The organism is Arthrobacter sp. StoSoilB19, assembly GCF_019977275.1.
In the GTDB taxonomy this organism is placed as follows: domain Bacteria; phylum Actinomycetota; class Actinomycetes; order Actinomycetales; family Micrococcaceae; genus Arthrobacter.
On the sequence record NZ_AP024650.1, the window covers coordinates 4,126,825 to 4,147,212 of the forward strand.

Sequence of the window (20,388 nt, forward strand, 5' to 3'; positions counted from 1 at the left end):
GTGGTTCCCCTTACTTTCCCGCGCCGGCGGGCGCAGCGGCGTTGGATGCGGCGGTGGCGTAGCGGCTCACCGGGCGTGAAAGCCCCAGCAGGTCGCGGAAGGTGCCGTCCTGCACCAGCGGGCGGAGGACTCCGCGGCGGCGCAGTTCCGGTAGGACCAGGCGGCCCAGTTCCTCCAGGTCGACAAAGAGCGACGCCGGGTGCAGGCGCACGCCGTCGGCCTCCTCCAGGAGTTCCGTGAGGAAGTCCGTGAGACCGGCGGCGGAACCGGCGTAGTTAGCACGGCCGGAGCCAAAGCCAGCCACCCGCCCCGCCGCGGCCTGCCCGCGGGAGTCCAGGACGACGTCGAGCTCGGCGACCACTGCAACGCCGGCAGCCACCCGGGACCGCACATCGCGGACCTCTGCCGCCAGCAGTTCGGCGGCAGGTGCGGACACCAGCACGGCATCCACGGCGTCCGCGGGAACCTCCCCCAGCAGGCACGCGGGCGCCAGCACGGGCAGCTGCCCCTGCAGCGGCCGCGGAATGATGGACGGTCCCTGCACGGAATAGCCGGCGCCGGCAAAATCGGCACGAGTCTCGAAATCGACCGCCGTATCAAAATCGACATAGTGCAGCTTGTCCACGTCGATGTACCGGCCGGTGGCCACGTCGCGGATCACGGCGTCGTCCTCCCACGAATCCCACAGCCGCCGGGACACCTCGATGGACGCCGCGGCCTCCTGACCCAGTGCAGCGCCGGTCACGGACGGGCGTCCGACGGCGGCAGCAGCCTCCGGCGATTCGGCTGCCGTCACGATCCACCCGGCCCGGCCGCCGGACACGTAGTCCAGGCTGGCCAGCTGGGTGGAGATGTGGAACGGCTCGGTGTAGACGGTGTCCACCTCGGGTACCAGGGCGATGGTCCGGGTGGCGGGTCCGGCGAAGGCCGCCCGCTGCAGCGCGTTGGCGCGGCCCGGAGCGGGTGCGTCGGTGAAGGTTGCTGCATGGAAGCCCGCGGACTCTGCTGCCAGCACGGCCCGGGTGAGGTGCGCGCCGTCCCAGCCGGCGCCGTCGAGCTCAAGGGCAAGGAACCCTCCCTGGCGGGTTGAAGAGATGCTCACTGCTGGTCCTGACGTTCGTAGGGAATCTTTTCGCCGGCCTCGATGGCCACCGGCAGCCGGTTTTCCGCCGGCGGCAGCGGGCAAGTGGCCAGGTCCGTGTACGCGCACGGCAGGTTCACGGCCCGGTTGAAGTCCAGCAGCACGGACCCGTCTGCGGCCGGCACCACGGACAGCGAGCGGTTGGCGGCATAAGTGGTCTTGCCGGAGGTCTGGTCTGTGAACAGCACGGACAGGGCGCCGGGGGCGTGGCCGTTGAATGCGGTCAGCGCCAGCTCCCGGCCGGCCAGCTTGAAGCGGATCTCGCCCGGCGCCTCATACACATGCTGGATGCCCTCGACGGCGGCGCCCACCGTGGTGGGCCTCGGCGCCTCGAACGGCACATAGGTTCCGCGCACGGCATACGCGGCATCAGGCGAGTAGGCGGGCGTGCCCTGGTAGGCCTGCAACAGCGGGTTTTCCGGATGACGGGGCCGGACGATGTATTCGCCGCCGCGCTTGGCCAGCTCAATGACGGTCTCGCCGGACACCAGGTTGATGCCGCCGCGCTCCTCGATGGGGCCAAGCTCAACGGTGGCCCCGGACGCAGTGTTCAGCTCCGTGCCGTCCTGCTGCAGGCTGTCACCCGGCTCCAAAAGGATGCGGACGACGTCGGCCGCCACGCTCCAGGTGCCCGGGACGCCTTCCAGCCGGGCGGGTTCGCTGCCCAGCCAGTGCAGGTGGGTCACCGCCAGGAAGCCGTGCGGGTGGGCGCGGTGCTGTTCGTGGGCGGCGTGCCATTCCTGCCAGTCGGCGTCGAAGGATTCGAGGGCTGATCCGGTGGATTGTGCGGTCATGATGCCTTCCCTGACGGGGCCGCGCCGGCCGATGCCTGCGTGGCCGCGAAGTTCTCTTCGGTGATGGTCTTGGATTCCGGCAGCGCTTCCTCGGACAGGCCCCAGCGCTCCAGCACCTTGCCGTAGGAGCCGTCCTTGATGACGGAATTGAGGGCCTCGGAAATGACCGGCGCCAGCCCGTTGCCGCGCAGGGTGGTGGCGGCCACCAGGGTCTCGGAGGGCCAGCCGGCGTTGACCTTGCCCACCACCTTCAGGTCGTCCCGGGTGTTCTCGCGGTACACGGTGGACGGGTAGGGGGCGATGTTCAGGTCCGTCCGGCCGGAGGACAGCGCCAGGATGGTGTCCGCGTCGGAGGAGTAGTACTGCAGCGTGGCCGGCGCTTTGCCCTTGCCCTCGAGCTCCTTGTTCCACGCCAGCAGGATCTTTTCCTGGTTGGTGCCGGACCCCACGGAGATCTTCAGGCCGGAGATGTCGTCCGCGCCCTTGATGCTGTGCGTGGAGGACTTCTTGGCCTCGAAACCCATGTACGCGGCCCGGTAGCTGGCGAAGTCGAACAGCTTCACCCGATCCTTGTTCACGCCCACGTTGGAGAACACAGCCTCAAAGTCGCCGGACTGGGTCTTCAGCGGCCAGTTCTCCCAGGACGTCACCTGCACGTCCAGCTCCAGGCCCAGCTTGTCCGCCACCAGCTGGGCGATGTCCAGTTCGGAGCCGATCGGCGTCTTGTCGTCGGTGGCGTGGAAGGACAGCGGGATGGACCCGGCGGTGGTGGCCACCGTCAGCTTGCCGTCCTTGCCGATCAGCCCGGGGACCTTGGCGGCGAGCGCCGCGTCCTTCTCGCCCCGGATCCGCTGCTGGTCCGGTGAGGTGTTGTAGACCACGCCGTTGCGTGCCGCCGTCGTCTGCGCTCCACCGCTGGCGTTGCCGGCGGCGGAGGCGCCGGGGTCGGCGCAGCCGGCGAGCGCGGCGGTGCCAAGGAGTGCGGTGCCGAGGAGTACGACGGCGGGACGCGCCGCGAGGGCGCGGCTGCGGCGGAGGCCGCGGGTGGGGAAAGCCATGGGGTGGTCCTTAGATGTTGAAGGCCGGTTCCAGCACCTTGGAGAAGAAGCTCCGGGTGCGCGGTTCCTGGGGGTTGCTGAAAATTTCCTTGGGGGTGCCCTGTTCCACGATCTGGCCCTGGTCCATGAACACCACGGTGTCCGCCACGTCGCGGGCAAAGCCCATCTCGTGCGTGACGATGATCAGCGTGGTGCCGGAGGTGGCCAGTTCGCGGATGACGTCCAGCACTTCGTTGACCAGCTCGGGATCCAGGGCGGAGGTGGGCTCGTCGAACAGCAGGATCTTGGGGTCCAGGGCCAGGGCCCGGGCGATGGCCACGCGCTGCTGCTGGCCACCGGAGAGCTGGCGGGGGTAGGCGTCGGCCCGGTCCTTGAGCCCCACCCGGTCCAGGAGTTCCAGGCCGCGGCGGCGGGCCTCCTCCCTGGACCGCCCCTGCGCCACGACGGGTGCTTCCGCCACGTTCTCCAGGGCGGTGAGGTGCGGGAACAAGTTGAAGTTCTGGAACACCATGCCGATGTCGGTGCGCTGTTTCAGGATCTCCTTTTCCCGCAGCTCGTGCAGGCGGTCGCCGCGGAGTCTGTAGCCCACCAGCTGTCCGTCGATTGTGATGTGGCCGCCGTCCACCTTTTCCAGGTGGTTTATGGTGCGCAGCAGGGTGGATTTTCCGGAGCCGGAGGGGCCTACGATCACGGCCACCCCGCCCGGTTCCACGGTGAGGCTGACGCCTTTGAGGACTTCCGTGGCGCCGAAGGATTTGCGGACGCCGGTGATTTCCACCAGGCCGCGGGTGGCTGTGGGGGCGGTAAGGGTCTCAGTCATCAGGGGTTCCTCCGGGTGGGCACTGCCGCGTGGGTGGCGAAGAACTTACGGGCCTTCTGCAGGGGCGTCAGCGGCAGGCTCCGCACCGCACCCCTGGAGTAGTGCCGTTCGATGTAGTACTGGAACACGCTCAGCACGGAGGTGATCACGATGTACCAGAGCGTGGCCACCAGCAGCAGCGGCAGGACCTGCTGGGTGCGGTTGTAGATGACCTGGACCGTGTAGAACAGCTCCGAGTAGGCCAGCACGTAGACGATCGAGGTGCCCTTGACCAGGCCGATGATCTCGTTGAACGCGGTGGGCAGGATGGCGCGCATGGCCTGCGGCAGCACGATCCGCGTGGAGCGGCGCCAGGCCGGGATGCCCAGGGCGGCCGCGGCCTCCAGCTGTCCCTGGTCCACTGACAGGATGCCGCCGCGGATGATTTCGGCCGAGTAGGCGGCCTGGTTCAGGGTCAGGCCCAGCACTGCTGCCGCAAACTGGCTGATCAGTGTGGTGGTCTGGACCTCGAAGAACCGGACGTCCGTGAACGGGATCCCCAGGCTGATCTTCTCGTACAGGTAGCCCAGGTTGTACCAAAGGAGCATCTGCACCAGCAGCGGCGTGGACCGGAAGATCCAGGAGAACGTCCAGGACACGGACACCAGCAGCGGCGACGCCGAGAGCCGCATCAGCGCCAGGATGAAGCCGAGCACGAACCCCAGGACGCCGGAGATGGCGGTCAGCTTCAGCGTTTCCAGCAGGCCGTTGACCACGGACTGGGCCGTGAACCACTGCGCCACCACGCCCCACTCCCAGCGCGGGTTGGTGGCCAGCGACCATGCCACGGCCAGGACACCCAGGGCGACGACGGCAGTCCCCACCCAGCGCCACGGATGCTTGGCGGCCACCACGCGGTACGACGAATAGTCCGCGGGGACCCGTTCCGGGACGCCGGCCCTGCCCGGTGGCGCTGCCGGTGGCACTGCCGGTGACGCTGCCGCGGGCTGTGCCGGCTGCGGCTGTGCCGGTTGCGGCTGCTTTGACTGCGCCACCCTGGTTGCTGAACTCACGGGGCCACCTCACTTCTCATTCCTTGACTGGAGCCGGACTGCCCGGCGTCGGGGCGGCTCGCCCCGGGGTGCTGGCTGCAAATCTAGGACCGGCCGGAACGGGCCAGCAAGGCGCATGGTTGCAATACTTCACGGGGCTTCGCACGGCGTCATGAGTCGGTTTTTTGCGTCCCTTAACGCGCCGTGACGCGGAGTTAACGGCCGTGACCAGGTGCTCGACCGCCGTCGTCACGGCTGCCTAGCATGGGCACTCCGACGGCCACTTCCGCGCCGTCCCCGCACCCACTCGCCGTCAGGAGAGCCCATGCCAGCCACCATCCCGGCCATCGTCTTCATCGGCGGCGGGCCGCGCACGGCGGGTGTGCTGGAACGGATCGCCGCCAACCGGCCGGACGTCTTCGCCGGGCCGCTGCAGATCCACGTGGTGGAGCCGCACATCCCGGGCTCGGGCCGCATCTGGCGGTACGACCAGGACCCCGGGCTCCTCCTCAACTCCATGGCCGCGGACATCACCATGTTCACGGACCAGTCGGTGGACTGCCAGGGCCCCGCCGCGCCGGGTCCGGCGCTGGCCGAATGGGCCGCCGGCGTCCTGGACGCCTCCATCATCGACGTCCCGGATTTTCCCCAGCCGCTGTGGGACCAGCTGCGGTCCCTGACCGGCACCACCTTTCCCACCCGCCAGCTGCAGAGCCAGTACCTGGAGTGGTTCTTCCGCCGCGCCGCCAGGTCCCTGGGCCGCAGCGTCACGGTCCACCGGACCACCGCCGTGGGCATTACGGAACTGAAAGGCGGCGGCCACCAGGTTGGGCTGGCCAACGGGCGGACCCTGCACGCGGACATCGTGGTGACCGCCCTGGGCCACACCGATTCCCTCCCGGACGCCGTGTCCGCCGGCTTCACGGACTTCGCCGCCCGGCACGGCGGCTGCCACGCGGCACCCAGCTACACCACCGACGTCGACTACTCCCCCATTGCCCCCGGACAGGACGTCATCGTCGCCGGGATGGGCCTGGCGTTCGTGGACCTGCTGGTCCTCCTGATGGAAGGGCGCGGCGGCAGGTTCCAGGAAATGTCCGACGGCGGGCTGCGCTACCTTCCGTCCGGACGGGAACCGGTGCTGTGGGCCGGCTCCCGGCGGGGAGTGCCGTACCACTCGAAGATTTCCGCTGCCCTCCGGGGGCAGGCTCCCGGGCCGTTGCGGTTCTTTACGGCCGCCGCCGTGGATGCGCTGCTGCAGCAGCATGGCGAGCTGGACTTCCACCGGCATCTCTGGCCCCTGATCGCCAAGGAAGCCGGCTACTACTATTACCGCGAGCTTCTGACCGGAAGCCCTGAACGCGCCGCCATGGGCTGGGACGGGTTCGCCTCCGCCTATGCGGGACTGGATTGGTACAGCCCCGGGCGGAAAGACCTGGTGGCCGCAGCGGTCCCTGACGCCGGCCTGCACCTGGACCTGGAGCGGCTGGACCGCCCCTTCGACGGCCGCCGCTTCAGCGATCACGCGGAAGTCCAGGACGCGGTGGCCGGATACATCGAGCAGGACCTGGCTCTGCGGGACAGCCCTGACCACCCCGAAACCCTCGCCCTGTTCCTGGCCCTGCTGCACGTCTATATGGAGGTGGGGCGCGTAGTCCCGCCCGAGCGGCTGAACGCACGCTCGCAGCAGGTCATCCACGGCTGGTGGCACGGCTTCTTCAGCTTCGTGGACTCCGGTCCGCCGCCGCACCGGCTCCGCCAGGTCCTGGCGCTGCACCGGGCCGGCCTGCTGCAGTTCCTGGGTCCCGGCCTCCAGGTCTCCGCCGATGAGGCCACCGGGCTTTTTGTAGCTTCGTCCGCCCATTCCGGGGTGACCGTCACGGCGAAGGCCCTGATCGAGGCGCGGCTGCCGGCCACGTCCGTGGCCGGCTCGCTGAATCCCGTGCTCGCCTCGCTGCACGGGAGCGGCCTGGGCAGCGAGCAGCAGCTGCTGACCTCCGACGGCATCCACTCCACCGGGAAACTCCTGGTGTCCCCGCAGCACCAGCTGGTGGGGGCCGGCGGCAAGCCGCACACCACCCTTTTCGGCGTCGGCCCGGGAACGTCGGGCTGGGGCGCGGGCGCCTTTGCCCGGCCCAACACGAACGCCGCGCCGTTCCGCGAGAACGATGCCCTGGCCCGGACCATCCTCCGCGCTGCCCGCGGCGTGGCTGCCGGGGATGTGTCTGCCCCGGCCACCATGACTCCGGAACCAGCCGCCGCCGGACAGAACTGACCGGCAACAATAACGACCAGTGACAAGGAATAACCAGTGACCGCAGAACCACACCTTCGTCCCAGGCCGCTTGATCCCGCCAGCCTGGTGGTCCTCAGCCTGCCCATGCACGATCCGCGCGTCCGGCCGCTCCTGGACGAGCTCGCCGTCGAATACGACACCCGCTACGGGGACCTGTTCGGCCGCACGGCTGCCGCAGAGGAACTGAACCGCTACCCCGCCGCGGAATTCGAGGGACCGCACGGAGCCCTCCTGGTCATCCAGGAGGACGGCGAGTCGATCGCCGGCGGCGCGTTCCGCCGGTATGACGAAACCACCGCGGAACTGAAGCGGATCTGGACGCACTCGGCCCACCGCCGTCGTGGTCTGGGCAGGCTGGTGCTGGCCGAGCTGGAAGCCCTGGCTGCCGCCCGCGGCTACACCCGGCTGTACCTCACCACGGGCCCGCGGCAGCCCGAAGCCAAGGACCTTTACCTCACCACCGGCTACCAGGCACAGTTCGACCTCGACGCCGATCCGGAAACCATCGGACCGCTGGCGTTCACCAAGGAGCTCGCCCCGGTTCCGCGGAATTCCCGGCCGGACTGACCGCCCGGCCACCGCCCCATCCGGGGCCGCCGCGGTTATGCTGGCGCCATGGCCTCCAAAACCACAGCAGAGAAGCTTGCCACCATCCAGAAGGGCTACACGCTCGAAGGCGCCACCATCGAGCTGGGGGCCGCCATCATCGACGGCGAGCTCCACAAGGACGCGCCGGTGCGGCTGCCGCTGGCCATGATGAACAGGCACGGGCTGGTGGCCGGCGCCACCGGAACGGGCAAGACCGTCACCCTGCACATGATGGCCGAACAGCTGTCCACGGCCGGCGTCCCCGTCTTCCTGGCCGACATCAAGGGCGACCTTTCCGGCCTGGCGACTGGCGCCGCCGGCAGCGACAAGCTCACCGCACGCACGCAAAGCATCGGCCAGCCGTGGCAGGGCAAGGCGTTTCCGGTGGAGTTCCTGGCGCTGGGCGGGGACGGCAACGGTGTTCCTGTGCGCGCCACCGTGTCCTCGTTCGGGCCCATCCTGCTCTCGCGCATCATGGAACTGAACGACACGCAGGAATCGAGCCTGCAGCTGGTGTTCTATTTTGCGGACAAGAACGGCCTGGAGCTGATCGACCTCAAGGACCTCCGCGCCGTCATCCAGTTCCTCACCTCGGACGAGGGCAAGGACCAGCTGGAGGAACTGGGCGGGCTGTCCAAGGCGACCGCCGGGGTGATCCTCCGCGAACTGGTGGGCCTCGAGGCGCAGGGGCTGGAAAAGTTCTTCGGTGAGCCGGAGTTCGATACCGCCGAGCTGCTGCGCACCGCCCCCGACGGCCGCGGCGTGGTCACTTGCCTGGAGCTGCCCACCCTGCAGACCAAGCCCATGCTGTTCTCCACCTTCCTGATGTGGCTGCTGGCGGACCTGTTCGAGGACCTTCCGGAGGCCGGCGACCTGGACAAGCCCAAACTCGTGTTCTTCCTGGACGAGGCCCACCTGCTGTTCAACGGGGCCAGCAAGGCCTTCCTGGACGCCATCACCACCACCGTCCGGCTCATCCGGTCCAAGGGGGTGGGCATCTTCTTCGTCACCCAGACACCCAAGGACGTCCCCGCCGATGTCCTGGGCCAGCTGGCCAACCGGGTGCAGCACGCCCTCCGTGCGTTCACCCCCGAGGACGCCAAGGCACTCAAAGCCACGGTGTCCACGTTCCCGGTCAGCGACTACGACCTCGAAGAGACCCTCACCTCAGCGGGTATCGGCGAGGCCGTCATTACCGTCATGAACGAAAAGGGCGCGCCCACGCCGGTGGCCCTCACCCGGCTCCGGGCACCCGAGTCCTTGATGGGCCCCAGCGAGGAGACCCTGGTGCGCAGCACGGTGGCCGGTTCCGCGCTGCTGGGCAAGTACGGAACAGCGGTGGACAACCCCTCCGCCTACGAAAAGCTCACCCGCAAGGCGGCCGCGCCCACGGGTCCGGCGGCCGACACCCCGGCCGGGGAACCTGCGGCGCCCGCCGGCTACGACGTGGACGCCGAAGCCCGCCGGATCGAGGAGGAAATCCTGGGCCGGCCCAGCAGCAGGCCGCCGCAGGCCCCGGTTCCCACGCAGGATCCTGAACCCCAGTACGGCGGCGCGGAGGACGGGGAGGCGAGTGAAACGCCACGGCGGACAAAGGCTCCGCGCGCACCGCGGTCCCGGCAGCCGCAGTCGCGGGAGCCCGAGCCGCAACCGGGCGGCATGATGGGCGACCTCGGCGGAGTGCTCGGCGGCGCCCTGGGCGGCGGACTCAAGAGCATGGCACGGTCCATGGGCACCCAATTGGGGCGCGAACTGCTCCGCGGCGTGTTCGGCACATCGTCCCGGCGCCGCCGCCGCTGACCTTGCCGCGCCCACCCTGCAACGGGTGTCCCGGGAACCGCCAAGGCTCGTGTCAATGCCGGCCCGGCCACCCGCCGTCGGGCATTAACCGGGTGTTGCCCGGCAAGATAGGGGGGACGCCAACTTTAGTGTGCGTCCGCACTGCCGTTACTGTAAGGAACGTGCAGATGAGTCAAGCGTTGGTGAGGATCGCGGCCGGATGGCTGCTGGGCCTCATGCTTGCCATTGCCGGAGCCATCGTGGCCATCAACGTTGTGAACAACACCGTGGCCAGCCCGCAGCAGCCGGTACGGGAATACCTGGATGCTTTGAGGAGCGGAGACGGCGGGCGTGCACTCGGACTCCTGCGGGCCGCGGTCCCGCCCAGCAATGCTGCAATGCTGGATGGCCCCGGGCTGCAGACGGCGGCGTCCCGTGTAGCGAACATCAAGATCGGCGACCCTGAGGAACGTCCGAACAACCAGGTCACGGTGCCCCTGGAGTACACCATCGACGGCAGCCGGCTGCACACTGACTTCCTCCTGCAGAAGACCGGCACCGAGTGGCTGTTCTTCAACACCTGGGCGTTTGTCCCGTCCCGGCTGCCCACCGTTGATATCACCGTGGTCAACGGCAACGAGGCTGACGTCAACGGCGTCCCGGTCAATATGCCCAACGGCCGCAACTCCTTTGCCGTGTTCTACCCGGGCGAATACGAGGCGTCCCTGGACGGACAGTACTTCTCGGCACCCGCCACCAGGGCCACCGTCACCTCCAAGGACGCCCCGGTGGCGCCCCTCAACCTGTTGACCCAGGCCACGGACAAGCTGAAGAACGACGTTGCAGCCAAGATCCGGGAGTTCCTGGACGGCTGCGCGGCGGAGGCCGTCAAGGAACAGAAGCTCCAGCCGGACTGCCCCTTCTACTACACCAGCAACAACAGGGTCCAGGACGGCACCATCCGGTGGACCGTGACCAAGTACCCGGGTGTATCAGTGGAGCCGTTCGACGGCCGCTGGGTGGTGGCGCCCCTGGACGGCAAGGCCAAGGTGGAGGCGCTCCAGCAGAACTCGTTCACCGGGGCCTGGTACCCGCTGGACGCAGAGGTGGACTTCAGCTTCACCACCCGCCTGGACGTCTCCGGCGACACCGTCAAGGTCACCCCGATGCTGAGCTTCTAGGCCCTGCATCCAAAGTGGCCCAGTTTTGGTCCCATAGTTGACGTGCTGCCTGGAGTTTTAGACCCAGTCCTGTCGAAAACTGGGCTGGTTCGGCTGCGGCCACCGCAGCGAACCCCGCGCCAGCACCTCCCTCACCTGCGCCAAGACGGACTCCGGCGCGTAAACCACATCGTCGTAGAAGAATCTGAGCACGGGCAGGCCCCGACGTATTGCGGCGTTATCCCTGCGGCGGTCCTTCTTGTATTGCCGTGGCTCCATGTGGAAGGCGATTCCATCGATCTCGACGATGAGGAATCCCTCCAGGAGGAAGTCCACACGTCCTATTCCCTCGATCCACACTTGCGTCTCCGTGGCTATCCCGGCATCCCTGAACAGCACCCGGGCCAGGGTTTCCAGGAGGGAGTCCGCGCCACGATCAACCTTGGACAGAACCTGCCGCGCCTTGCCGCATCGATTGCCATCCAAGAGGCGGAAGAGATGGCCGGGCTCAATGTCTCCGCGGTTATAAGCGCATTCCACCATGACCACGGATTCGAGTTCCGGCAGGCACAGCAGCGCGTGGAGCAGGACGTCGGGCAGTGCTGCAAGCGTCCTGTGCTGCGGCTGCTGGGTCAGGGGAAGCCTGTGGCTGACACATCGGGCTGCACTCCGCCCATTGCTGTGCCAGTAATGGGGCGTCGCGGCGGAACGCAGCTGCCATAGGCCGTATTTCGGGGCTGCGGAGGCACATGTCAGGAGACCGCGGGCCCTGCCGGCAGCCATCAGCTCCGGATCAGCGCCTGCAACGGCCAAGACGCCCCGCTCCAGGCGTACCACCTGGCCGCTCCGGACCGCCCGCCGAAGCGCCGTTTCCGTAGCCCCTGCGGCCAGCACGTCACGCCGCAGCAGTACTCCCCCGGCCGACCTGAGGATCTCTGTAGGGTCCATGAGGCCACAATGCCTGCCTGCCCTGGCCTGCGGCAGAAGTAACGGAGGCTATGTGGACAACGGCGCGTCCAGACTGGCCCAGTTTTCGGGGAGCAGAGACAGGACTGGCCCGGTCTTCAGGGCACGACGCCCTGAAAACCGGGCCCGTTCATCAAAACCAGCGGAGGGTCAGTCCATTCCGCGCAGGTCCAGGACCAGTTCCGTGTCACCATCGTCCTGCAGGACCACGGGGATGCCCCAGTCCTGCTGGTACAGGTGGCAGGCGGCGTGGTCGGGGATCTCGCCGTCCTCGGTCTCGGGGCCGTCGCAGGCCGCGGCGCGGGCGGTAATGTGCAGCACGCCCTCGGGCACGTCCGGGGACAGCTCCAGGGTGCGCTGCAGTCCCACGGAGGTTCCGCCGCCGGAGACCAGCAGCCCGGGAGGCGTGGACGAGATCTTCAGCTGGGTGGGGTCGCCCCAGCGGTCGTCGAGCTTCTGCCCCGTGGGCGCCGTGAAGCGGACGGTCAGGTCCAGCGCGCCGGGCGCCACCGGGCTCTTGGGCCGGTGGGTCTGGGATGCGCCCTCATCCACCTGCTGTGCTTCCTTGGGAATGGGCACGTAGACGATCTGGTGCTTGTTGGCCTCCACCACTACCAGCAGGGGCTCGGAACCGGCCGAGTGGGTGTGGTCCACGATCACGTCGGAGGGCTCGGCCAAACCTCGTGCCAGGGTGGACACGGTGCCGGATGCGGGGTCGTAGCGGCGGACGGCACCGTTGTAGGTGTCCGCGATCGCCACGGAGCCGTCGGGCAGGACGGTCACGCCCAGCGGGTGCTGCAGGCGTGCGTCGGCGGCCGGGCCGTCGCGGAAGCCGAAGTCGAACAGGCCCTTGCCTACTGCAGACTCCACGGTGACCTTCCCGGAATCGTCAACCACCAGCTTCCGCAGTGCGGAGGTCTCCGAATCGGCCACCCAGATGTTGCCGTCGGCGTCCTCGGCCACGCCTGAGGGCTGGGCGAACCAGGATTCGTGCGCGGCGCCGTCCAGCAGGCCCTCAAGCCCGTTGCCCGCGATGATGTCCACTTCGCCGCCCACAGGGTCGAAGCTGAAGATCTGGTGCGTACCGGCCATCGCGACCACCACGGCGTTCAGCTTCCGTGACCACACCACGTCCCAGGGAGAGCTCAGGGAGACTTCGAGCGGGTGCTCGCTCAGCTTGCCCGTGAACCCCGCGGCGTCCTCGTCCACGCGGGCGGGGCCGGTCTCCAGCAGGCGTTGGATCCCGTTGCCGGCCAGCGTGGACGCCTTGCCGTCCGTGAGCGACAGTCCGCGCAGCCGGTGGTTGACGGAGTCAGCAATTACGACGTCGTAGCCCACCTTGGCTGCCACATCTTCCGGCAGCAGGACCAGGCCCTGGGGTTCGTTGAACTGGGCGGTGGCCGTGTCACCGGCGGCGGGACCGTCGGCATAGCCCTTGGTGCCCGAGCCAAAGGTTGCCAGCACCGTGTGGAAGTCGGTGTCCAGTTCCACCAGCCGGTGGTGGCCGGTGTCGGTGACCAGCCAGGTGCCGGACGTCGGGGCACCTGCGGACGTGCCGCCGTCGGACGCTGCCCCTGAAGCAGACCCGCGGCCGGCGGGCAGGAACAGCGCCTTGCCGGGGAAGCGAAGGGTGCCGGAGGTTGCCTCGGGCGCCACGTACGGGCCGGAGCCACGGTGGAGGGTGCCCTTGGCTTCGTGTTCGGCGATGAGCTCGGGGATCAGCACGGCGAGCCCGTCCGCGTGGCCCTCGCCGGAGAGGTGCGCCACGATGTAGCCCTCGGGGTCGATGACCACCAGGGTGGGCCAGGCACGGGCGGTGTAGGCCTTCCAGGTGTCCAGCTCTGGATCGTCCAGGACGGGGTGGTGGATCTCGTACCGCTCCACGGCCGCGGCCAGCGCCACCGGGTCCGCCTCGTGCTCGAACTTGGGCGAGTGGACGCCCACCGTCACCAGGACATCGGAGTACTGCTCCTCCAGCGGCCGCAGCTCGTCCAGGACGTGCAGGCAGTTGATGCAGCAGAAGGTCCAGAAGTCCAGCAGCACGATCTTGCCGCGCAGGGCCTCCAGGTCCAGGGTCTTGCCGCCGGTGTTCAGCCAGTTGCGGCCTACCAGTTCGGAGGCCCGGACCCGGGCATGCGTGCGTACGGTTTCGCTCATCAGCGTCCTTCCAGCTTGTTGCGTTCAGCCAGCTTGGCGTCGCGTTCGGCCAATTTGGCAAACATATCGTTGTAAGCGGTCAGATCGGCGTCGTTATTCCTGTCCGCCGCGCGGTCCACGCGTTTGGTCTCCCGCTGGTCGGACCTGGACCACATGATGGCGACGCCGATCGCCACCAGCAGCGTTGGCACCTCACCGATGCCCCAGGCCACCGCGCCCCCGGTCTGCTGGTCGACGAGGGCCGACGGTCCCCAGGCGCGGCCAAGGTTGCCGAAGTAGTCCGCGGCCAGCAGCCCGGTGCCGCCCATGATGGAGACCCCGAAGAAGGCATGGAAGCCCATGGTGGCCAGCAGCAGGAGCAGCCGCATGGGGTACGGCGCACGGCGCGGCAGCGGGTCCGTGCCGATCATGCTGAGCACAAAGATGTACCCGGTGAGCAGGAAGTGCAGGTTCATCAGTTCGTGGCCCACATGCTCGCGCATGGCGAAGCCAAACAGGTCCGAGTAGTAGAACAGCACGATCGAGCCGGCGAAGTTGGCAGCGGCGAACAGCGGGTGGGTGACCAGCTGCGAGAACTTCGAATGGACGAAGACCAGCAGCCATTCGCGCATCCCGCGTGAGCCGTCCCCGCGGGCGGGCAGCGCACGCAGGGCCAGGGTCACGGGGGCGCCCAGCACCAGGAAGATCGGGGCAACCATGGTCAGGGCCATATGGTCCACCATGTGCGCGGAGAACAGGACGCGGCCATAGACCGACGGCGGCCCGGACGTGATGAACGTCAGGACCACCAGGCCGATGACCCAGTTCAGGGACCGGAACCACTGCCAGGAATCGCCCCGGCGGCGGACCTTGGCCACGCCCAGGAAGTAGGTGGCCAGGCCGAAGAGGGCCACGCCCACCCAGAGCCAGTCCAGCCGCCACTCGGTCAACCAGCGTTCGGGCGTCAGCTCCGGGGGCAGCTCGTAGCCGCTGAGGATGAAGGCGGGCGAGGCATTGGCCGCCACTTCCGTTGGCTGCGGCGGCGCCGAGCGGCCCAGGGCCACGGCGATGCCCGAGGTGGCACCCATGACCAGCAGCTCAGCCAGCACCAGCTGCCAGAGGACCCACCGCGAGGACAGGGTGGAGCCCTTGCGGCCCAGCTGCGGGATGACCCACTGCCGGTGCATGAAGCCGATGCCGCCCAGGACCACCGCGGCGGCAGTCTTGGCCAGGATCAGCTGGCCGTACGCCGAGCCGAAGAGATCATGCCAACTGGTGACGCGGATGCTGGCGTTGATGATGCCCGAGGCGAAGACCAGCACGAACGCGAAGCCGGCCAGGGTGGAGAACCGCCGGAGCGTGGGTTCGGTGATATCCGTGGCTGCCCCGGCCTTGGACCCCGTGAGGATCCCGGACAGCAGGGCCAGGATGATGATGCCGCCCACCCAGGTGCTCACGCCCACCAGGTGCAGGCCGAGTGAGTTGATGGCGCCCTCGTGGTCCGAAGAGCTCGACGAGTGTCCGATCAGGGCGGTGGGGACCAGGCCGATGAGGGCCAGGATGAGGGTCAGGGCGAGGCCGCCCAGGGACCTGACGCCGAACAGCGCGGTGGTCACCACGGCGGCAATGATGATGACGGCAAGCCATGCCCGGCCCGTCTCGATGTCCGTCATGAAGTACACCAGGGCCTGGGTGAACGCGGGATCGCCGGACAGCCCCTGCCCTGCCACGTCGGCATAGGTGAGCACCAGGACTGCGATGGCGGACAAGGTCCACACGGCGCCCGCGACGGCCGCCACAGCGAGCACGCGGGTGAAGGCGGGATGTTCGGGCGCACCTCCGGCTGGTGGAGTTTCCCGGTCCCGGCCCCGCACGGCACTGTTCCGGGGGTTCAGGTTTTTGGGGAGGATGCCGACGGCGAAGATCAGGCCTCCGACGACGGTCGCCAGGGAGACGTTATGGATTGCCTTGCTGACGGGCAGGCCCCACCGCACCAGGGCGCCGGGGTCGGCGACGCTGCGCGCCGCTGCAGCGCCGGAGAAGATCAGTGCTGCTGCAAGGGCCAGGAAGAGTGCCGCCAGGCCTGCAAGCTGCCAGGGCACGGGGATCCCCCGGCTTCCGGCGTCCCGGACCGCAGCTCCCTTGCCAGGATCGGACTGGGGCGCGGTGGAACGTGGAGTTGCGGCGGAAGACACCATTCCATTGTCCGCTACGCCTGCCTGCGCCGCGAATCCGGGTTGTATGCCAGTGAGCAGTTGGAGCCGGTGAGCAGTTGGAGCCGGGCCGTTAAAGCAAAGGAGCGGCAACCCGATGGGTTGCCGCTCCTTGTTCCAGCCGGCTGCATGCCGGGAGGGACAAGCTTTACTTCTTGGAGACTGCAGCCTTCAGCTTGGAGCCGGCGGTCAGCTTGACGCTGTGGCCTGCTGCGATCTGGATGGTTTCGCCGGTCTGCGGGTTGCGGCCGGTGCGTGCTGCACGGTCAGTGCGCTCGACGGCGAGCCAGCCCGGGATGGTGATCTTCTCGCCCGCGGCGACAGAAGTCTCGAAAACCTCGAACAGTGCATCGAGGACGGAGTTGACGGCAGCCTGGCTGGTGCCGGCCTTGCCTGCTACCTCTGCAACAAGTTCACTACGGTTCTTAGCCATTTATGTCCTCCTGGACGATTCTGATTCTGGAGCCTGCACGCGGCATGCGCACAAGCCACTGTCCGAAAACTTACCAGCTTGGGCGCTTCCGGTCCGCAAATTCCGCGTGTTTCCGCGACTTTTTGAGGTTAATCACCGATTCCGGGGCCCATTTTCAGCCCTTGGAGGAAGGCTTTGCGCTTCCTGCCGGGTTTCCTGGGACGCCGCGTCCGGTTCCATGAAGGGGAGTTGGGGTTAAATGTGGGAGGCCCCAACCTGGTGGTTGGGGCCTCGACCAATGTGTGTCCGGCGGTGACCTACTCTCCCACACCCTCCCGGGTGCAGTACCATCGGCGCTGTGGGTCTTAGCTTCCGGGTTCGGAATGGGACCGGGCGTTTCCCCCACGCTATGACCGCCGTAACCCTTGTACCCGCCCGCCCGGTGTTTTGTTCGGGGGTGGGAAGTCTGGTGGTTACAACATTGTGGTGTTGTTATTCAGTTGTGGTGGTTCCGTGCCGTGACAACCCCGTGTGTTGGGGGGGTTGTTGGTTGGGAACCACATAGTGGACGCAAGCAGAGTTTGTATGTATCTGTGTGGTGTAAGTTGTTGGCCTATTAGTACCGGTCAGCTTCACGAGTCGTTAGTCCTCGCTTCCACATCCGGCCTATCAACCCAGTGGTCTGGCTGGGGGCCTCTCACACCCGAGGGTGTATGGAAATCTCATCTCGAAGCGAGCTTCCCGCTTAGATGCTTTCAGCGGTTATCCCATCCGAACGTAGCTAATCAGCGGTGCACTTGGCAGTACAACTGACACACCAGAGGTTCGTCCGTCCCGGTCCTCTCGTACTAAGGACAGCCCTTCTCAAATTTCCTGCGCGCGCAGCGGATAGGGACCGAACTGTCTCACGACGTTCTAAACCCAGCTCGCGTACCGCTTTAATGGGCGAACAGCCCAACCCTTGGGACCTACTCCAGCCCCAGGATGCGACGAGCCGACATCGAGGTGCCAAACCATGCCGTCGATATGGACTCTTGGGCAAGATCAGCCTGTTATCCCCGAGGTACCTTTTATCCGTTGAGCGACGGCCATTCCACAATGTACCGCCGGATCACTAGTCCCGACTTTCGTCCCTGCTCGAGATGTCTCTCTCACAGTCAAGCTCCCTTGTGCACTTACACTCGACACCTGATTGCCAACCAGGCTGAGGGAACCTTTGGGCGCCTCCGTTACTTTTTAGGAGGCAACCGCCCCAGTTAAACTACCCATCAGGCACTGTCCCTGACCCGGATTACGGGCCGAAGTTAGATGTCCAAAGTGACCAGAGTGGTATTTCAACGATGACTCCACCCGAACTGGCGTCCGGGCTTCAACGTCTCCCACCTATCCTACACAAGCCACTCCGAACACCAATACCAAACTATAGTAAAGGTCTCGGGGTCTTTCCGTCCTGCTGCGCGTAACGAGCATCTTTACTCGTACTGCAATTTCGCCGAGTTTATGGTTGAGACAGCGGGGAAGTCGTTACTCCATTCGTGCAGGTCGGAACTTACCCGACAAGGAATTTCGCTACCTTAGGATGGTTATAGTTACCACCGCCGTTTACTGGGGCTTAAATTCTCAGCTTCGCCTTGCGGCTAACCGGTCCTCTTAACCTTCCAGCACCGGGCAGGAGTCAGTCCGTATACATCGTCTTGCGACTTCGCACGGACCTGTGTTTTTAGTAAACAGTCGCTTCCCCCTGGTCTCTGCGGCCCCGATCCCCTCCACACCGCAAGGGTGTATCAAGGTTGGGGCCCCCCTTCTCCCGAAGTTACGGGGGCATTTTGCCGAGTTCCTTAACCATAATTCTCTCGATCGCCTTGGTATTCTCTACCTGATCACCTGTGTCGGTTTGGGGTACGGGCGGCTAAAACCTCGCGTCGATGCTTTTCTCGGCAGCATAGGATCACCAAATCCCCCCAAACGGGGGTCCCATCAGATCTCAGGCACCATGAGTGGCGGATTTGCCTACCACTCGCCCTACATCCTTAGACCGGGACAACCATCGCCCGGCTCGGCTACCTTCCTGCGTCACACCTGTTAATACGCTTGCCTCCCGGGATCAGGTCCTGCGCTCCACCAAAACCCTCACACCACAAGGGCGCTCGGGCAGGCTTCGGGCAGTTAGTATCCCCCGCTCAGCATGGGCGGTTTTTCGCCGGTACGGGAATATCAACCCGTTGTCCATCGACTACGCCTGTCGGCCTCGCCTTAGGTCCCGACTTACCCAGGGCAGATTAGCTTGACCCTGGAACCCTTGATCATTCGGCGGACGGGTTTCTCACCCGTCTTTCGCTACTCATGCCTGCATTCTCACTCGTGTAGGCTCCACCGCTGGTTTACACCGCGACTTCACCGCCCACACGACGCTCCCCTACCCATCCACACGCCTGAACCACAAGGGCTTAGCTAAAATGTGAATGCCACAACTTCGGCGGTGTACTTGAGCCCCGCTACATTGTCGGCGCGGAATCACTTGACCAGTGAGCTATTACGCACTCTTTTAAGGGTGGCTGCTTCTAAGCCAACCTCCTGGTTGTCTGGGCAACTCCACATCCTTTCCCACTTAGCACACGCTTAGGGGCCTTAGTTGGTGGTCTGGGCTGTTTCCCTCTCGACTATGAAGCTTATCCCCCACAGTCTCACTGCTGCGCTCTCACTTACCGGCATTCGGAGTTTGGCTGACGTCAGTAACCTTGTAGGGCCCATTAGCCATCCAGTAGCTCTACCTCCAGCAAGAAACACGCAACGCTGCACCTAAATGCATTTCGGGGAGAACCAGCTATCACGAAGTTTGATTGGCCTTTCACCCCTACCCACAGCTCATCCCCTCCATTTTCAACTGAAGTGGGTTCGGTCCTCCACGACGTCTTACCGTCGCTTCAACCTGGCCATGGGTAGATCACTTCGCTTCGGGTCTAGATCACGCCACTCACACGCCCTATTCAGACTCGCTTTCGCTACGGCTGCCCCACACGGGTTAACCTCGCGACGTAACACTAACTCGCAGGCTCATTCTTCAAAAGGCACGCCGTCACCAGAATCAGACTGGCTCCGACGGATTGTAAGCACACGGTTTCAGGTACTGTTTCACTCCCCTCCCGGGGTACTTTTCACCTTTCCCTCACGGTACTGGTCCGCTATCGGTCATTAGGGAGTATTTAGGCTTATCAGGTGGTCCTGACAGATTCGCACGGGATTTCTCGGGCCCCGTACTACTTGGGATACTCTCACAGGCGGTACAAACACATTACGGTTACGGGACTAACACCCTCTCTGGCCGGCCTTTCAAAACCGTTCACCTATGCGCGCACATCACACCCCACCAGCCCGGCAGAACTGGTATGGAAAGTCCCACAACCCCGACCATGCAACGCCCGCCGGCTATCACACATGGAACGGTTTAGCCTGATCCGCGTTCGCTCGCCACTACTAACGGAATCACTATTGTTTTCTCTTCCTGCGGGTACTGAGATGTTTCACTTCCCCGCGTTCCCCCCACGCACCCTATGTGTTCAGGTACGGGTCACCGAGTCACTCGCGCGCTCGGCGGGGTTTCCCCATTCGGACACCCTGGGATCACAGTCCGGTTATCGACTCCCCCAGGCTTATCGCAGATTCCTACGTCCTTCTTCGGCTCCTAATGCCAAGGCATCCACCGTGTGCTCTTAAAAACTTGACCACAAAGATCAAAAACATTTCTCGAGAGAACCACAGAAACCAACCACACCCCAACACCCAAAGGGCATCAACAGCGCAGCCAGATCCAGGTTCATTAATCTTGGAAATTGCTTCTTATACAAGATGCTCGCGTCCACTATGTAGTTCTCAAACAACAACCCCACACCACACACCCCACACACCCAAACAGGCGCACGGAACGTCACGGCAGGGAAACCAGAAACAAACAAACCCGAAGGGAAAACCCCCCGGCCCTGTTGCCTCAGGACCC

General features: G+C 65.9%; 13 protein-coding genes and 2 rRNA genes. 4 read left to right on the forward strand and 11 right to left on the reverse strand.

All coding sequences use genetic code 11. From position 1 onward, the window contains the following. Window positions 1-10: 10 nt before the first annotated feature. From LDO86_RS19050 to LDO86_RS19070, 5 genes are read right to left on the reverse strand one after another with little or no spacing between them, the layout of a single operon-like run. Window positions 11-1,096: an LLM class flavin-dependent oxidoreductase gene (locus tag LDO86_RS19050; RefSeq protein ID WP_155845666.1), complete on the reverse strand. Its 1,086-nt coding sequence runs from the start codon at window positions 1,094-1,096 to the stop codon at window positions 11-13. Between the two features lie 2 nt (window positions 1,097-1,098). Then, window positions 1,099-1,935 (reverse strand): DUF1684 domain-containing protein, encoded by an 837-nt coding sequence (locus tag LDO86_RS19055; protein ID WP_018772068.1) that lies wholly within the window; start codon window positions 1,933-1,935, stop codon window positions 1,099-1,101. Next, window positions 1,932-2,993, reverse strand: a complete 1,062-nt coding sequence (locus LDO86_RS19060) for an ABC transporter substrate-binding protein (protein WP_018772069.1) — start codon at window positions 2,991-2,993, stop codon at window positions 1,932-1,934. Before LDO86_RS19060 ends, LDO86_RS19055 begins: the two co-directional genes overlap by 4 nt. Window positions 2,994-3,003: 10 nt before the next feature. Then, window positions 3,004-3,813 (reverse strand): amino acid ABC transporter ATP-binding protein, encoded by an 810-nt coding sequence (locus tag LDO86_RS19065; protein WP_018772070.1) that lies wholly within the window; start codon window positions 3,811-3,813, stop codon window positions 3,004-3,006. After that, window positions 3,813-4,778: an amino acid ABC transporter permease gene (locus LDO86_RS19070; RefSeq protein ID WP_051081460.1), complete on the reverse strand. Its 966-nt coding sequence runs from the start codon at window positions 4,776-4,778 to the stop codon at window positions 3,813-3,815. Before LDO86_RS19070 ends, LDO86_RS19065 begins: the two co-directional genes overlap by 1 nt. A gap of 391 nt (window positions 4,779-5,169) precedes the next feature. Between LDO86_RS19070 and LDO86_RS19075 the strand changes: the two genes are divergently transcribed. The 4 genes from LDO86_RS19075 (at window position 5,170) to LDO86_RS19090 (ending at window position 10,688) form a co-directional block, all read left to right on the forward strand. Beyond that, window positions 5,170-7,119, forward strand: coding sequence for an FAD/NAD(P)-binding protein (locus LDO86_RS19075; RefSeq protein ID WP_018772072.1), 1,950 nt, complete (start codon window positions 5,170-5,172; stop codon window positions 7,117-7,119). Between the two features lie 36 nt (window positions 7,120-7,155). Next, window positions 7,156-7,707: a GNAT family N-acetyltransferase gene (locus LDO86_RS19080; RefSeq protein WP_018772073.1), complete on the forward strand. Its 552-nt coding sequence runs from the start codon at window positions 7,156-7,158 to the stop codon at window positions 7,705-7,707. 48 nt (window positions 7,708-7,755) lie between these two features. Beyond that, window positions 7,756-9,528: a helicase HerA-like domain-containing protein gene (locus LDO86_RS19085; RefSeq protein ID WP_018772074.1), complete on the forward strand. Its 1,773-nt coding sequence runs from the start codon at window positions 7,756-7,758 to the stop codon at window positions 9,526-9,528. A 167-nt stretch (window positions 9,529-9,695) separates the two neighbouring features. After that, window positions 9,696-10,688: a hypothetical protein gene (locus LDO86_RS19090; RefSeq protein WP_196804800.1), complete on the forward strand. Its 993-nt coding sequence runs from the start codon at window positions 9,696-9,698 to the stop codon at window positions 10,686-10,688. Window positions 10,689-10,745: 57 nt separating this feature from the next. Here the strand turns inward: LDO86_RS19090 and LDO86_RS19095 are convergent, their stop codons facing one another. The 6 genes from LDO86_RS19095 to LDO86_RS19120 form a co-directional block, all read right to left on the reverse strand. Then, on the reverse strand, window positions 10,746-11,615 hold the full coding sequence (locus LDO86_RS19095) for a type IV toxin-antitoxin system AbiEi family antitoxin domain-containing protein (RefSeq protein ID WP_018772076.1): 870 nt from the start codon (window positions 11,613-11,615) through the stop codon (window positions 10,746-10,748). A gap of 168 nt (window positions 11,616-11,783) precedes the next feature. After that, entirely contained in the window at window positions 11,784-13,790 is a 2,007-nt protein-coding gene (locus tag LDO86_RS19100; RefSeq protein WP_224084156.1) for an NHL domain-containing thioredoxin family protein, read from the reverse strand. Then, window positions 13,790-15,967 carry a cytochrome c oxidase assembly protein gene (locus tag LDO86_RS19105; RefSeq protein WP_223993002.1) on the reverse strand — a complete coding sequence of 726 codons (2,178 nt, stop codon included), beginning with the start codon at window positions 15,965-15,967 and terminating at the stop codon, window positions 13,790-13,792. Before LDO86_RS19105 ends, LDO86_RS19100 begins: the two co-directional genes overlap by 1 nt. Before the next feature lie 163 nt (window positions 15,968-16,130). Next, window positions 16,131-16,415: an HU family DNA-binding protein gene (locus tag LDO86_RS19110; protein WP_011693739.1), complete on the reverse strand. Its 285-nt coding sequence runs from the start codon at window positions 16,413-16,415 to the stop codon at window positions 16,131-16,133. Window positions 16,416-16,698: 283 nt separating this feature from the next. Next, window positions 16,699-16,815 (reverse strand): 5S ribosomal RNA (gene rrf, locus LDO86_RS19115). Between the two features lie 174 nt (window positions 16,816-16,989). Continuing rightward, window positions 16,990-20,118: ribosomal RNA gene (locus LDO86_RS19120) — 23S ribosomal RNA — on the reverse strand. Window positions 20,119-20,388 lie beyond the last annotated feature (270 nt).